The following is a 13861-nucleotide window of genomic DNA, read 5'->3' on the forward strand; positions in this document are numbered from 1 at the left end:
CATCCTCCTCATTCGATTGGAATATACAAGTGAAAAGTGTGGCCTAGCTCGTTCGCTTTGAAATCATCCTGATAATATTCAAAATGATAGTCTCGTACAGGCTTGACCTGCAAGGCAGGCAGCTCATTTTTATAAATGGCGTCAATGGCAGAAGGAATGCATTCAATTAAGCTTTCCAGCTCGAATACGACATAATTCTGCTCGGATAGCTGCTGCGCCGTCCAGCCGTTTGGCAGCTGAGGCGGTATTTCTGCTGATTCCAGTTCAATGCCGGCCAAATAAAAAGGCTGGTTGGTGGAATGTATGGACTCGATGCCGTAATAGGCTTTAGGCTCAGCTACGGAAAGTGAAGGTTGAAGCTCAAGCTGCTCGTAAAAATGATTCCACAGCCTGGATATGCTGTCGTTATCGATTTTTCCGCGGAGCGCCAAACCAGCTGTCCAGCAGGCTTCCTTCATAACGAAGCGCGGCGGAGCAACGGGTGCAGGGTGCTTCTTCACCTCCAAAACAGCTGTTGTGAGTGCTTGCTTATAGAGGTTGTCATAATGCTTCCCGTTCATGCGATATCTGTGTGGGGTGACTCCAAAATAGGCTTTGAATGCTCGCGTGTAGGCTTCCTGAGAGCCATAGCCTAGAGTGAAGGCAATCTCAATCAGCGGTTTATTCGTAGCAAGCAGCATTTGGGCGGCTGCGGTCAGCCTCCGTTTACGAATATATTCCTGTGTCGTTTCTCCTGTTAATGCCTTAAACAGACGGGTGAAGTGAAATTTGGAGAAGCCGGATGCGCCCGCCAAATGATCCAGAACAAGTTCTGCATGCAGATGCTGCTCGATATAAGCTATCACTCTGAGAATATGGTAATCATAGGTCATTGTTTCACTTCCTCCCTCTGCTCCAGCTGTACTAGTATTGTACTCGATTGGCAGAGCTTCATCTTGATATGGATTGCTTTCTTTACAAACCCCGGGAACAAGGTAATATGGAAGTCATATACATACAAACGATCAAGGGGATGCTTTTATGAGCATGAAGCTTTTATATATTGAGGATGACAAGGAAATTGGGCAGTTTGTTTATACGCATTTGCAGGAGCGGGGCTACGAGGTGCAGTGGCTGCTGAGCGGCGAACGGGCGCAGGAGGCGGCGGCGGGCTGTTCACTGGTGATTTTGGATGTGATGCTGCCGGGACTAGATGGCTTTACGATTGGGCAGCGGCTAAAAAAGGCGGAGCCGAGCATGCCGATTCTAATGCTTTCGGCGCGAACGGCGATTGATGATAAGCTGCAAGGCTTGCAGTTTGCGGATGATTATTTGACGAAGCCGTTTCATCCCGATGAGCTGACGGCAAGGGTCGAGGTTCTGCTGCGCCGCTTTGCGAGCGTTGCGACTGAGCCGCTGGCAGTTAAGCATTGGCTTGTTTTTGAACAGGAGAACCGTATTGAAAATCGGGAAACGGGCGAGGAAATCCTTTTGACAGGCAAGCAGTTTCAAATCTTCTCCTACCTGCTGCGCCATTTGGGGCAGATTATGACGAAGGAGCAAATTTATGAGGGTGTATGGGGAGAGGCTTACCTGGAAGGGGACAAGACGCTGATGGTGCATATTCGCTATTTGCGCGAGAAGCTGGAGAAGGATCCGGCTCATCCCGAAATTATTGAGACGGTGCGGGGTATCGGCTACCGGGTGAAGCCGTGAAGCGGGATCAGAAGGAGCGGCGGACACGCAAAGGTGGCCGTTTTTTTCAATCGCTGCAATCCAGATATCTGCTCATTATTTTATCAGCGTTTCTGTTCGTGCCAATCGTGTTTCCAGTAGCGACGATTTTGTATTATTATCTGGGAGCTGCAGTTCAGCAGCAGGATATGCAGGAGCTTAAATACGGGAGCAGCCGTGAGATTGAGCTGATGTTCCATCAGCAAGCGGCCGAGCTGTCTGGCGCATCCAGTAAGCACATCAATGAAACGCTGCGCAAGCTGCGGGAGAGCTACCTCGATGCGTCCTTCTTTTGGGTTGATGGAGGGGGCAAGACGCGGCTGGAGCTTGGCGGGCAGGACAGATTGCCAGTGACGTGGTCGAATGAAGATGCCATCCAGTTTATGAAAGAAAATACCGGATCGGATATGTTTACGGTTGTTGCCTTTATCGGGGATAAGCCGCTTGGCCAAGGCTTTATGGCGATGCAATTGCCGCGTTCGCTTGTGCAAAGCAATACGCCGCTCATTTCCGGAGTCCCTTTTTATATTCTTTTTCTTATCCTGGTGTTCCTGTTCTTCGTGGCTTTGTCGCTGCTGTTCTTCCGCCATATTCGCAGGCGTCTGCTGCGCTTGCAGGCCGCTATGACGAGGCAGGGAGCAGAGGGTCTTCCGCTGCTAGTGGAGGTGAATAAGCAGGATGAGATTGGACAGCTCGAAATCGCTTTTAATGAAATGATTTTGCAGCTTAGAGCGGGCAGGCAAAGGGAACGTGAAGAGGAGGAGCTGCGCAAGGAGCTGATCGCGAATTTATCGCATGATCTGCGTACGCCGATGACGGTAATGGGCGGTCAACTGTATACGCTGAATAAGGAGCCGCTTAGTCAGGCTGGACGCGAAACCGTAAAACAGCTGGAAAATAAAATCGATACGGTCAGCAGCCTGATCGAAAATCTGCTCTCGTATACGTTGATGACCAGCGGACGGTATCCGCTTGAGCTGGCACCGCAGGATGTGCTGCGGCTTGTCAGGGAAAGCGCAGCCTCCTGGTATCCGCTTTGGGAGCGCGAAGGGCTGGCGGCGGATATTGAATTGCCCGAGCAGACGCTTGTCTGGCGTGTAGACAAGGGCGGCTTCCGTCGTATTTTGGACAATCTGTTCCAAAATGTCATGCGTCATGCCGCGGACGGCGGCTACATTGGCGTTGCCATCGTGCAGCATGGCGAGCATTCGGCACTCGTCATCTCGGATCGGGGACCCGGCACCCAGTCGGCCTCGAAGGAAAAAGGAGCAGGCATCGGCCTTGCGATCGTTCATTATTTGGTACGCGAGATGGGGCTGGCCTGGCATATCGACAGCACATCTGACGGCACGCGCATTCTAATCTATCCGGGAGCGGCGGCGGGTTATTTTTTAAACAGAATTTAAACGAAGCAGCTCCCTGGTTTTAACCTTGATGCGTTATTCTAGCTTTCGAGGTGATAGACATGAACGAATGGGTCATAGAAACGAAAGGGCTCAGTAAAAAATATAAAGGGCGTTATGCTGTAGCCGGACTGAATTTGCGCATTGAAAAAGGGGATATTTACGGCTTTCTTGGGCCGAATGGCGCAGGGAAAACGACGACCATACGCATGCTGCTCGGGCTGATTAAGCCGTCGGGCGGCAGTGTGCATATTTTCGGCAAGGAGCTGCAAAAGGAGCGGCTGAACATCCTTCGCAAAGTGGGCTCGTTGGTGGAATACCCGTCCTATTACGGACATCTTACCGCGATCGACAATTTGGAGGCCATTCGCCGAATTATCGACGTCCCAAGGTCGAGAATTGCCGAGGTGCTGGACATCGTTGGCCTTGCGAAGGAGGCGCGGCGGTCCGTGAAGGGGTATTCGCTGGGCATGAAGCAGCGGCTTGGCATCGCCAGCGCATTGCTGGGCAATCCAGAGCTGCTGATTTTGGATGAGCCAACGAATGGCCTCGATCCATCCGGCATTTTGGAAATTCGCGAGCTGATCAAGCGCATGCCGCGGGAGCATGGCATTACGGTGCTCATCTCCAGCCATTTGCTGAGCGAGGTCGAACAGATGGCGGGAACGGTAGGCATCGTTAGGCAGGGGGAGCTTGTTTTTCAGGATACGATTCAAAATTTGCAGCAGAAGGCGCAAAGCACAATCGAGCTGCGGGTATCCGATCCGCAAGCGGCGCTGCTCACCTTGTATGAGCAGGGCTTGGACGCTGTCAGAGAAGGCTCGCTTATTAGACTGGAAGGAATAAGCGATGCCGCTGCGGCACAGATGGTGAACCAATTAGTAGCGCGCAAGCATGACGTATATCGTGTCGAAGAAAAAAGAAAATCGCTGGAGGATCTTTTCCTGCAAATTGTTGGGGAAGGGGGACAGAAGTGATGGGCATGCTTTTCAGGGCACTAGCTGCCGATTTTTTGAAAATACGCCGCAAAGGGCTATGGGCGCTCGCTATATTTGCTCCTTTTGGCGTTGTATTGCTGCAAGCCGTCAATTTTGGGCTTCGCTATGACTATTTGGTGAAGCAGTATGCCGAAGATTTATGGGGTGGGCTGCTGCATAACATCTTCATGTTTGTGCCAATCTCGCTGTTTCTCGGCTGTGTGCTTGTCAGCTCGCTGCTGGCGAATGTAGAGCATGTCACAGGCTCATGGAAGCAGCTGCTGGTGCTGCCTATATCAAGGCTGACGGTGTTCTCTGCGAAATTTGCGCTGAGCGCGATTTTGCTGGCCTGCTCCTGCCTGCTGCTTGCTGTGTTTTCGGTCGCTTTAGGTGTGCTGCTTGGCTTCGGCTGGCACTTTCCGCTGACGGACGTGCTGCGGCTAAGTTTCTATCCTTATGCAGGTGCGCTGCCCATGCTTGCATGCATGTTATGGCTCTGCATGACCTTTTCCAATCAGGGCTTCTCCATTAGCGCCGGGATCGTTACCGCGATGGCTTCCATGTATCTACCAGCAAAATATACGTGGCTGCCGCTGAATTGGCCGCTGCTCGCCTTCAGAGGCGAGCAGGGAGAGCTTTATGTCGGCGCAGGAATATTGACCGGGCTAGTTATTTTTTTGCTGGGCTCTGTGCATTTTGGTCGAAGGGATGTGGTCTAGAATGGCTGCATTCATGAGGCTGCTGGCTTCCGAGCGGCTTAAGCTGTCCCGCTCCTTTATCTGGCTGCTAGTCCCTATTAGTCCGCTGCTTTCACTTCTATTAGGCATTGTCTCTAATCCAATAGAAGGCATGCCTGCCGAGCAATATGAAGGCTTGTATTCATACATGGCGTTGTTTCATGCGGTGCTGCTCTTGCCGATTTTGACTGGCGTCTTTGCGGCTTTCGTTTGCCGTTATGAGCATGCAGGGGGAGGCTGGAAGCAGCTGCTGGCACTGCCAATATCGCGTAAATCGCTTTATTTCGCCAAGTTTTGGCTCGTTTCCGAGCTGCTCATCGGTGTGCAGCTGCTTTTCTTGGCAGCTGTGCTCATTACAGGTGCTGTCCGTGGACTCCATGAAATTCCTTGGAATTTTATGCTGCTGGGCTTGCTGGGAGGCTGGCTCGCTTGCTTGCCTTTAGCAGCACTTCAGCTGTGGGTCTCCACCAGCTGGAGCAGCTTTGCGGCGCCACTGACGATTAACGTCATGCTGACGCTGCCGAATATGCTAGTCATCAACTCAGCAGAATATGGCCCCTTTTATCCTTGGGTGCAGCCGACGATTGCGATGCTGGTGCTGGGCTCCGAAAACTACGGTGCCTTCACTATGCCTGTGATGAACCTGTTTATGACGATTATAGGCAGCTTGCTTCTATTTATTATCGGTGGCCTGATCTATTTCCGAGCTAAAGAAATATAATAACAGGAAACAGCCCATGCAGCTCAGCCTTACGGTTCGAGCTGCTGCTGCGTTTACTGCTTGCCCAACAGCGGCCTAACCACATACCAGAAATAAACGGCGCTGATGAGCATAACGATAGTCGTGATGAGAAAAGGGAGCTGGAGCAATGAAGTGCAACATGAGCGTTTAGGAGCGTATAGCAGTTCAGCCGATGAACGATTATAATAAAACCTATCTATTCTTTCAAAGAAAGCGGTGTGAGTATGAACGGCTCTGTGTACGTATTCATTATTTTAATCGCGGGACTGATTTTATGGAGGAGAACGCGCAGCTTTTATCGTCCGATTCGCGGCAGCGGCATACGTTTGCTGCTACCCCTCCTTTTCATGCTGCCAGGCATCATGATTTTCCTCAATCCCCGCATCCATGCTCCGCTGGTTGAGTGGATCATCGCTATTGTTATCGGCTTAGCGCTGTCGATCCCGCTCATCTGGACGACTAATTATGAGGTGCGCGAGGATCAGCAAATTTATGCGAAAAAAAATCGTGGCTTCATCGTCGCTTTTCTAGCGATTTTGGGCATTCGCCTGCTGCTGCGGAATTATGTGTCGATGCTTGATCCAGAAACGCTTGCCGCCTTGTTTATGGTGATCGCCTTCTCCTATGTCATTCCTTGGCGCATCATGTCTTTCCTTAAGTTCAGAAAGCTAGCAAGAGAACGGCTTATGGCGTAGCCTTCCCATAAACTCAAAAAAACAAGCAACAAATAACAAGTAAGGCAATTGGCCCGTGGTAGGGGTACAATTGCCTTTTTTCACGTTATTCCTGAGGAAGCTCATTGACAGCCTATATGCTTTTCTCTATTATTAGTGAGAATCATTATTACTGAAATGGAACGGAGATAACGACATCATGGTTAGAACGACCAAAAAAACACTGCTATCTATTGCAGCCACGATTTTCCTTGTTTCAGCTTTGCTTATGGCATGCACGAAGCAGGAAGCGGCGCCTGGCGCCAGCAATGGAACTGCTGAAAATGCAGCAGCCGCAACTGAAAAGGCCATTACGCTATCTTGGCCGCGCGATATTGGAACGATGAATCCCCATACGTACAACCCTTCGCAGCTATTTGCCCAATCGATGATTTATGAGCCTTTGGTCAGCTATAAAGCAGGGGGCAAGCTTGAGCCGATGCTGGCTGAATCATGGACGATTTCGGAGGATGGCAAGGAATATACCTTCAAGCTTCGCCAAGATGTGAAATTTTCCGACGGAACGGCTTTTAATGCAGCGATCGTGAAGAAAAATTTTGATGCGGTCATGAAAAACCCGAGCCTGCACAGCTGGCTTGGCGTTATCAACGTTCTGGACAAGACGGAAGCTGTTGACGAATATACCTTTAAAATGACGCTTAAGCAGGCGTATTATCCAGCTATTCAGGATTTATCGCTCGTCCGCCCCGTTCGTTTCTTGGGTGAAGCCGGTTTTCCGGATGATGGAGACACTTCTAAAGGAATTAAAGAGCCGGTTGGAACAGGCCCGTGGATGCTGGCTGAATACAAGAAGGATGAATATGCCGTATTTACACGCAACCCGAATTATTGGGGCGAAAGTCCAAAAATCGATAAAATCACCGTCAAAATCATTCCTGACGCGGAAACCCGCGTATTGGCTTTTGAAAAAGGCGAGCTCGATTTGATTTATGGAGAAGGTGTCATCAGCATGGATGCCTTTAATAATTTGAAAGAATCCGGCAAGTATGCAACCCAATTGTCCGAGCCAGTCGGAACAAGAAGTCTTCTGCTGAATACAACGAATGACAAGCTTTCCGATTTGCGGGTGCGTCTGGCCCTTCAGTCCGGCTTTAACAAGCAGGCGATGGTTGAAGGCATTACGCTCGGACTAGAGGAAAAGGCGGATACGATTTTGTCCAAAAACTTCCCGTATACGAATATCGACGTACAACCTGTTGCATACAACACGGACCAAGCGTCTGCTTACTTGGATGAAGCAGGCTGGAGGCTGCCTTCCGGCAAAGCCGTTCGTGAGAAGGATGGACAGGCATTAGAGCTGGAATTGATTTTCGATAAGACAGATCCGATTCAAAAAGCGATGGCTGAAACGATGCAAGCCGAATGGAGTGCTATCGGCGTGAAGCTGAACATTACGGGGCTTGAGCTTACGACGCAAATTCAGCGCCGGAAAGCAGGCGATTTTGACCTTGATTTCTGGTACAACTATGGCGCGCCGTATGATCCGCATTCCTTCATTAACGTTGTAGCTGAGAAAGGCTGGGGCGTAGCCGAAGCCAACTCTGGCTTGCCGATGAAGCAGGAGCTGGATCAGCAAATCCATGAAGCGCTTGCCTCGACGGATGAGACGAAGCGCCAGCAGCTGTACAGCTCCATCTTGCTGACGCTGCAGGAGCAATCGGCGATTGTGCCAATCTCCTATATTAAGAAAACGGTAGTGCTTCAAAACAAGGTGACGGACTTTGCGTTCCCCGCGAATCGGGACGAAAATCCGTTTGAAGGAATAAACATTAGCCAGTAATATGCAGCCAGCAGCCAGCAGGGAGGCAATCCATGATTAGCTATATTGGGAGGCGATTGCTCGCAATCGTCCCCATCATTCTTTTTGCCATTCTCATTACGTTCGTACTCATTCAGGTTTCGCCTGTCGACCCGGCGGAAGCTTATTTAACGGCCGCCCACATTCATCCGACGGAGGAGCTGCTCGCCGAGAAAAGACATGAATTTGGCTTGGATCAGCCTCTGCTCGTCCAATATGGGCGCACGGTCGTCAAGATGGCGCAGCTTGATTTTGGAAAATCGTATATGACGAATGAGCCGGTATGGGAGGACGTCGTGTCGAAAATGCCCGCGACGGTGCAGCTCGCCGTCAGCAGCATATTGTTTGCGATGCTCGTCAGCATCCCGCTCGGCTTTTTGTCGGCCATTTATAAGAACAGCCTGATTGATCATTTCAGCAGAGGGCTCTCGTATTTCGGGGCGTCCATTCCGCAGTTTTGGCTCGGTTATTTATTGATGTTCTTTTTCGCCGTCAAGCTGGATTTGCTCCCTGTAGAAGGCAAGGGCTCGTGGGAAAATCTCGTGCTTCCAACGCTGACCCTATCACTTGCTCTTATTGCTATCTATACCCGGCTGCTGCGTGCGAGTGTGCTGGAGCAGCTGCAGGAGTCGTATGTGCTGTATGCCAAGACGCGTGGAATCAAGCAGCGGAGTATTATGGTCAAGCATGTGCTGAAAATAGCGATTTCGCCCGTCATTACAGGTCTTGGCATGAACTTTGGCAAATTGCTGACCGGGACGATTATCGTGGAGCAGGTATTTTCCTGGCCGGGGTTTGGCCGTTATTTTGTCGATGCGATATTCAATCGGGATATTCCAGTCATCCAGTGCTATGTGTTCCTCGCAGCTTGCTTGTTCATTATCTGCAACTTAATCGTTGATTTGGTACAGCTTTATATGGATCCCCGAATTTCCCTGAAAGGAAGAACCGACCAGTGATTGCGAGACTACGCACCGTCCTGAGGGGCCAGAAAGCGATTGCCATATGTACGGCCATTTTATTCGTTTTTGCGATTGTGACCCTTTTAGCTCCATGGATTTCGCCACATGACCCTATCAAAGTCAATTTGGCGCTTAAGCTGCAGACGCCTTCGGCGGCGCATTGGCTCGGTACCGACCATTTAGGGCGCGACACTTTATCGCGCTTGCTCTATGGCGCCCGTATTTCACTTGGTCTGGCTTTCTTGATTTTTATTGCCTCTCTGGGGATCGGCTTAGTGATTGGAACCATTGCAGGGTATAGAGGGGGCTGGCTGGATGCCTGCCTGATGCGTTTTTGCGAAGCGGTCATGACGATTCCGAATCTCGTGCTCGTTTTGGGCATGGTCGGCATTTTTGGACCGGGGCTGCTGCAGGTTGTGCTCGCGTTGATGCTGGTGCAATGGGTGTATTACGCCCGCATGTTCCGCGGCATGGTGATCAGCCTAAAAGAACGCCAGTTTATTACCGCCGCTCGAATCAGCGGCTCCTCCGAGTGGAAAATTATTAGACGGCATATTATTCCGAATGTGCTGCCGCCTATTTTGGTCATGGGAACGCTTGAAATGGGCTGGGCGATTATGGATATCTCGGCATTATCGTTTCTAGGTCTCGGCATTCAGCCGCCGACTCCGGAGTGGGGAGCGATGATTCATGAAGGCAAAGCCTTTATTCGCAGCCATCCGGAATTGATGTTGTATCCGGGCTTGATGATTTTGCTTGTGGTCATTACGTTCAACATATTAGGTGAAGCGTTGTCGGAGCGATTTGGGGTAAAACGACGGATGTGAATAGGAATGAGGCCCATGTTGGAAAAATCTCGCAAGGTGCTGCAAGTAAGCGGCCTGCGTGTGTTGGTAAAGTCGGAGCAAGGGATGCTTTCCCTGATCGAGGATATTCATTTTGATATTGAACGCGGCCGAGTGCTTGGCCTTGTGGGCGAGAGCGGCAGCGGCAAGTCGGTTACCTGCAATTCCCTGCTGCAGCTTCTGGACCCGAAGCATACGATTGTCGAAGGCAGCATTCAATTGAATGGCCGCGAGCTGAATGGTCTGAAGGCGGAGGAAATGCGGCAAATACGCGGCAAAGAAATGTCTTTTATCATGCAAAATCCAATGAATGCTTTTACGCCGGTGTATACGATTGGCGTTCCTTTCATTGAAACGATTCGCACGCATACCGCCCTTACGAAAAAACAAGCGGCAGAGCTAGCAGTCACCGCGATGGAAACGATGAATTTGCCTGATCCCGCCAAGCTGTTGAACATGTATCCATTCCAGCTCAGCGGCGGCATGCTGCAAAGGGTCATGATTGCGATATGCATGGTTCTGCGTCCAGCGGTCGTCATTGCCGATGAACCGACTACGGCGCTGGATGTCGTGAACCAATTGCAGGTGCTGAGAGAGCTGGATCGCCTGCGTGTGGAGCATGGCACGTCGATCCTGCTCATTTCCCATGATTTAGGCGTCATTTCGGAATTGGCGGATGAGGTTGCTGTGATGCAGCAGGGGAGAATCGTAGAAAAGGCAGATGTGTTTCAATTGTTTGACCATCCGCAGCATCCATATACGAAAAAACTGCTGAATGCACGGCCGAAGCTGCCTGACCATTTGAGCGGGTATTTTGAAAACAGGGGGTAACGTATGCTGCTGCAGGTAAAGGAAGTCACCCATACCTATAGTGAGACGAGGCTGCTATGGCGTTCTTCCAAGCGTGCCCCTGTGCTCTCAAACGTTTCTCTTGCTCTGGAGGAAGGCGAATGCCTCGGTCTGCTCGGGACGAGCGGTGCGGGAAAAAGCACATTAGGCAAAGTGATTCTCGGATTGGAAAGGCCGCAAGCAGGTCAGGTTTTTTTTCAGGGACATGATCTTTATCACTCGGATAAAGCGACCCGTAGATCATTGCGCCGGGATTTGCAAGTGGTGTTTCAGGACTGCTATTCATCGGTCAACCCGCGTGCGACGGCGCAGCAGATCATTGGCGAGCCATTGGAGAACTATGAGCGGCTGTCCGTACAGGAGCAAAAACGAACGATTGGCGGGTTGCTCGAACGGGTCGGCCTGAAGGCGGATGATATGCGGAAATACCCGAATCAATTTAGCGGAGGCCAGCTGCAGCGCATTAATATCGCGAGAGCGATTGCCTTGAAGCCAAAGCTGATTGTACTAGACGAATCGGTCAGTAGCCTCGATATGGTGAATCAAACGCATATTTTGAGTTTGCTAAGCGAGCTGAAGGCGGATTTTGGGCTTTCGTACGTGTTTATTACGCATGATATTAAAGCGGCCTACTCGATATCGGATAAGCTTGCAGTAATGGAGCATGGGCAAGTCGTTGAGATGTGTGACGATAAAGATCAAGTTTTTGCATCCCCTCACAGTGCCGTGAAAAAACTGCTTGCCGCGATGCTCCCTGAGCATCCCCGCTATCGTTCACGTTCGTTGGGCAGCCGCGCAGAGGCATAATCGTAGCAAGGAAGATCACAAGAAAAGAAGACTCCAGCCCCACTAGTGCAGTGGTTTTGGAGTCTTCTTTGATTGCATTATTAATGACGGATTCCTCTAGGCACGAATGTGGCAAGTAGCTTCACTGTGGCAGCCAGTTCTCTGCCTTGTCACATCGCCTTGCTGCCGACGTATTGCTTCTTCCGCACATAGAAGCGGTTAGCTGCTATGCGAACGAGCTGATACGTGACCTCAGCGACGAGAATGCCGCCAACAACATCGAGCAGGGAATGCTGCTTAATGAATACGGTAGAGGCGATGATCAGCCACATGAGCACGCTCCAGGCGATCCGGGAAACGTTGCTTAGCAACAGTTCGCGGTTGATCGTAATGAACAGCAAATAGCTGGTGAGGCAATGCACGCTGGGGAAGCAATTAAGCGGAGCATCATTGTTATAAATAAACTGCACCAGCGTCAGCGCCAAATTGCTTGGTTCAATGTCCGGGCGCGGCACATAAGTAGCAAACAATAGAAAAATCACATTGCAGCCCATAACGGCAATATTGTAGGCAGCTAGAACGCGCCAATAGATTTTGCGGTCGACTATGGCAAAGTAGATAAACGCCAAATACATGACAGGCATCCAGCTCATATAAGGGAAGACAAACCAGGAGAGGAAAGGGATCTTTAAGTCAATCCAATAGTAGTTGTAATGGACGGTTTCAATGGCACCTGCATTTCTTCCAATCCATAAGTAAATCAATCCTTGTATATAAATGGTTGAAACACCTAATACATGCCACCATCGTGAAAAAAACGATTTCATCACGGCCTCCTTAAGCGACGCACTTGCAATTTTTTGAAAATATAAGCTTTTATAAGTATCACACTTATATTGGGCTCATATTTCACCGCGAAACGTTAGCTTTGCCGCCAGAGGACGGCGAAAGTCGATTACGCTAGTTTCTATGCCTTAACTATAGACAATTTAGCTGCCTATTTCAAATTGTATGCGATTTCCCTGATTTCTCCTGAAACACAATCGACCTTTCGTGGGCAGGCCATACAGGCTGCTTGAGCCGGGTTGGTACGTTATCGGGAGAATATGGCAGGATGTTTCTGGATGCCTCCCATGAGCCTGTGAGAGAGTGGCTGAGCCCCATTTATCCGGACTGAGGCGGTCTGACCGGATTTTATACATGGGGCAAAGTCCGCTATACTTAAAGAAACCCAATCGCCTGGGAGAACAAAATGGAGGTTACTCACTTGACTTACAAGAAGATGTTGGGACGCCGAAACGAAATTCTGAAACGACACCTGAACTCATTCATCCTTAAAAATAACCGGGAGGGCTTGAGCGGCCAAGAGCACAACTTTTACCAAAGCATGCTCAAGGAGCTGTATCAAGGCGAATCGCAGCTCAATTCGATGAAAAGCTAAGCTTAGTGAAACAAACGCGTATGCATCAAAAGATATGCAGGCAAGTGGAATATGGTTCCTGAAGGCTGCTGGGCAATGCTCAGCGGTCTTTTTTTTGTCGTGTTTTTAGACATTAATGCCCCTCTCGCCGCCAGGGGTTTAAGATCGTTATATGTAATTGTAAAAATAGAGAAAACGAACCATTTGCCCATAAGGGACCAATATAGAGTGAATACCCGTTAGGAGGCGCCCCTATGAAGGATCAAGACATTCATCCGTGGCTGACGCGGATGATCCAGGGTGATTCGGAAGCATTTCGCTATGTGTATGAAGCAACAAGTGATCATGTATACCGAACGCTGGATTTATTGTTGAACAACCGGGAGGATGCAGACGATGTGATGAACGAGGTTTACATGCAGCTGTTTAAAAGCTTGCCAAGCTATCAAACGACGCAGCCATTCCGTCCTTGGCTGAATGGCCTATTGATGAAGCAGGCGAGCAATTGGCGGCGCAAGCAATGGCGAAAGGGGAGGCTGCTGGAGCGTTTGAAGCTGTTCCAGCACAGCGGACATGACCAAGCTGTAGCAGATGATGCCTTTCAAGCGGAAGAACAGAGACTGGAAATGATGAATCTCATCAATAGGCTTTCCTACAAGCTGCGTGAGGTCATTGTGCTGAAGTATTATCAGCACTGCACACTAGAGGAGATAGCGGAGGTGCTGCAATTGCCGCTTGGGACGGTCAAATCACGGCAGCATGCTGCGCTGCGAAAGCTACGCCAGTTAACGGAGCAGCAGGGAATGGGAAAGGGGACGATTTTTCATGCCGATTGAGAAACGAATCACTGAAGCCTTGGAGTCTCGGGCCATGGAAGTGAAGCGTTCGCCAGAGC

The 13861-nt window shown here is 50.1% G+C and carries 14 protein-coding genes; 12 read left to right on the forward strand and 2 right to left on the reverse strand.

Annotated elements, in window-relative coordinates; all coding sequences use genetic code 11:
• Positions 1-8: 8 nt before the first annotated feature.
• Positions 9-872 carry a helix-turn-helix domain-containing protein gene (locus ABEW34_RS04150; RefSeq protein WP_430155123.1) on the reverse strand — a complete coding sequence of 288 codons (864 nt, stop codon included), beginning with the start codon at positions 870-872 and terminating at the stop codon, positions 9-11.
• A 148-nt stretch (positions 873-1020) separates the two neighbouring features.
• On the opposite strand from ABEW34_RS04150, the gene ABEW34_RS04155 reads away from it, so the two are divergent.
• From ABEW34_RS04155 to nikE, 11 genes are all read left to right on the forward strand, one after another.
• Positions 1021-1695, forward strand: a complete 675-nt coding sequence (locus ABEW34_RS04155; protein ID WP_430155125.1) for a response regulator transcription factor — start codon at positions 1021-1023, stop codon at positions 1693-1695.
• Positions 1692-3119 carry a HAMP domain-containing sensor histidine kinase gene (locus ABEW34_RS04160; RefSeq protein WP_430155127.1) on the forward strand — a complete coding sequence of 476 codons (1428 nt, stop codon included), beginning with the start codon at positions 1692-1694 and terminating at the stop codon, positions 3117-3119. The genes ABEW34_RS04155 and ABEW34_RS04160 overlap by 4 nt, the downstream gene beginning before the upstream one ends.
• Positions 3120-3178: 59 nt before the next feature.
• A complete protein-coding gene (locus ABEW34_RS04165) occupies positions 3179-4093 on the forward strand; it encodes an ABC transporter ATP-binding protein (RefSeq protein WP_430155129.1) in 915 nt (304 codons plus the stop codon).
• Positions 4093-4812, forward strand: a complete 720-nt coding sequence (locus ABEW34_RS04170; RefSeq protein ID WP_430155131.1) for an ABC transporter permease — start codon at positions 4093-4095, stop codon at positions 4810-4812. Before ABEW34_RS04165 ends, ABEW34_RS04170 begins: the two co-directional genes overlap by 1 nt.
• Position 4813: 1 nt before the next feature.
• Entirely contained in the window at positions 4814-5551 is a 738-nt protein-coding gene (locus ABEW34_RS04175; RefSeq protein ID WP_430155133.1) for an ABC transporter permease, read from the forward strand.
• Between the two features lie 245 nt (positions 5552-5796).
• On the forward strand, positions 5797-6267 hold the full coding sequence (locus tag ABEW34_RS04180) for a CcdC family protein (RefSeq protein ID WP_430155135.1): 471 nt from the start codon (positions 5797-5799) through the stop codon (positions 6265-6267).
• A 178-nt stretch (positions 6268-6445) separates the two neighbouring features.
• Positions 6446-8086, forward strand: a complete 1641-nt coding sequence (nikA, locus tag ABEW34_RS04185) for a nickel ABC transporter substrate-binding protein (RefSeq protein WP_430155136.1) — start codon at positions 6446-6448, stop codon at positions 8084-8086.
• Between the two features lie 32 nt (positions 8087-8118).
• Complete coding sequence (nikB, locus tag ABEW34_RS04190; protein WP_430155137.1) at positions 8119-9063, forward strand: nickel ABC transporter permease subunit NikB; 945 nt, start codon at positions 8119-8121, stop codon at positions 9061-9063.
• Positions 9063-9893 (forward strand): nickel ABC transporter permease subunit NikC, encoded by an 831-nt coding sequence (nikC, locus tag ABEW34_RS04195; RefSeq protein ID WP_430156155.1) that lies wholly within the window; start codon positions 9063-9065, stop codon positions 9891-9893. The genes nikB and nikC overlap by 1 nt, the downstream gene beginning before the upstream one ends.
• 15 nt (positions 9894-9908) lie before the next feature.
• Positions 9909-10742, forward strand: coding sequence for a nickel import ATP-binding protein NikD (nikD, locus tag ABEW34_RS04200; RefSeq protein WP_430155139.1), 834 nt, complete (start codon positions 9909-9911; stop codon positions 10740-10742).
• A gap of 3 nt (positions 10743-10745) precedes the next feature.
• Positions 10746-11567 carry a nickel import ATP-binding protein NikE gene (gene nikE / locus ABEW34_RS04205; protein ID WP_430155141.1) on the forward strand — a complete coding sequence of 274 codons (822 nt, stop codon included), beginning with the start codon at positions 10746-10748 and terminating at the stop codon, positions 11565-11567.
• A gap of 149 nt (positions 11568-11716) precedes the next feature.
• Here nikE and ABEW34_RS04210 read toward each other — a convergent pair whose 3' ends face one another.
• Positions 11717-12373 (reverse strand): phosphatase PAP2 family protein, encoded by a 657-nt coding sequence (locus ABEW34_RS04210; RefSeq protein WP_430155143.1) that lies wholly within the window; start codon positions 12371-12373, stop codon positions 11717-11719.
• A gap of 847 nt (positions 12374-13220) precedes the next feature.
• Here ABEW34_RS04210 and ABEW34_RS04215 point away from each other — a divergent pair.
• Positions 13221-13802, forward strand: coding sequence for a sigma-70 family RNA polymerase sigma factor (locus tag ABEW34_RS04215; protein ID WP_430155145.1), 582 nt, complete (start codon positions 13221-13223; stop codon positions 13800-13802).
• Positions 13803-13861: the final 59 nt, after the last annotated feature.

Origin of the sequence: Paenibacillus algorifonticola (genome assembly GCF_050481745.1) — a bacterium.
GTDB lineage: Bacteria > Bacillota > Bacilli > Paenibacillales > Paenibacillaceae > Pristimantibacillus > Pristimantibacillus algorifonticola_A.

Coding starts and splice junctions, on each gene's coding strand:
- ABEW34_RS04150 (WP_430155123.1), bottom strand. CDS start 872: ATGACCTATGATTACCATATTCTCAGAGTGATAGCTTATATCGAGCAG.
- ABEW34_RS04155 (WP_430155125.1), top strand. CDS start 1,021: ATGAGCATGAAGCTTTTATATATTGAGGATGACAAGGAAATTGGGCAG.
- ABEW34_RS04165 (WP_430155129.1), top strand. CDS start 3,179: ATGAACGAATGGGTCATAGAAACGAAAGGGCTCAGTAAAAAATATAAA.
- ABEW34_RS04170 (WP_430155131.1), top strand. CDS start 4,093: ATGGGCATGCTTTTCAGGGCACTAGCTGCCGATTTTTTGAAAATACGC.
- ABEW34_RS04175 (WP_430155133.1), top strand. CDS start 4,814: ATGGCTGCATTCATGAGGCTGCTGGCTTCCGAGCGGCTTAAGCTGTCC.
- ABEW34_RS04180 (WP_430155135.1), top strand. CDS start 5,797: ATGAACGGCTCTGTGTACGTATTCATTATTTTAATCGCGGGACTGATT.
- nikA (WP_430155136.1), top strand. CDS start 6,446: ATGGTTAGAACGACCAAAAAAACACTGCTATCTATTGCAGCCACGATT.
- nikB (WP_430155137.1), top strand. CDS start 8,119: ATGATTAGCTATATTGGGAGGCGATTGCTCGCAATCGTCCCCATCATT.
- nikD (WP_430155139.1), top strand. CDS start 9,909: ATGTTGGAAAAATCTCGCAAGGTGCTGCAAGTAAGCGGCCTGCGTGTG.
- nikE (WP_430155141.1), top strand. CDS start 10,746: ATGCTGCTGCAGGTAAAGGAAGTCACCCATACCTATAGTGAGACGAGG.
- ABEW34_RS04210 (WP_430155143.1), bottom strand. CDS start 12,373: ATGAAATCGTTTTTTTCACGATGGTGGCATGTATTAGGTGTTTCAACC.
- ABEW34_RS04215 (WP_430155145.1), top strand. CDS start 13,221: ATGAAGGATCAAGACATTCATCCGTGGCTGACGCGGATGATCCAGGGT.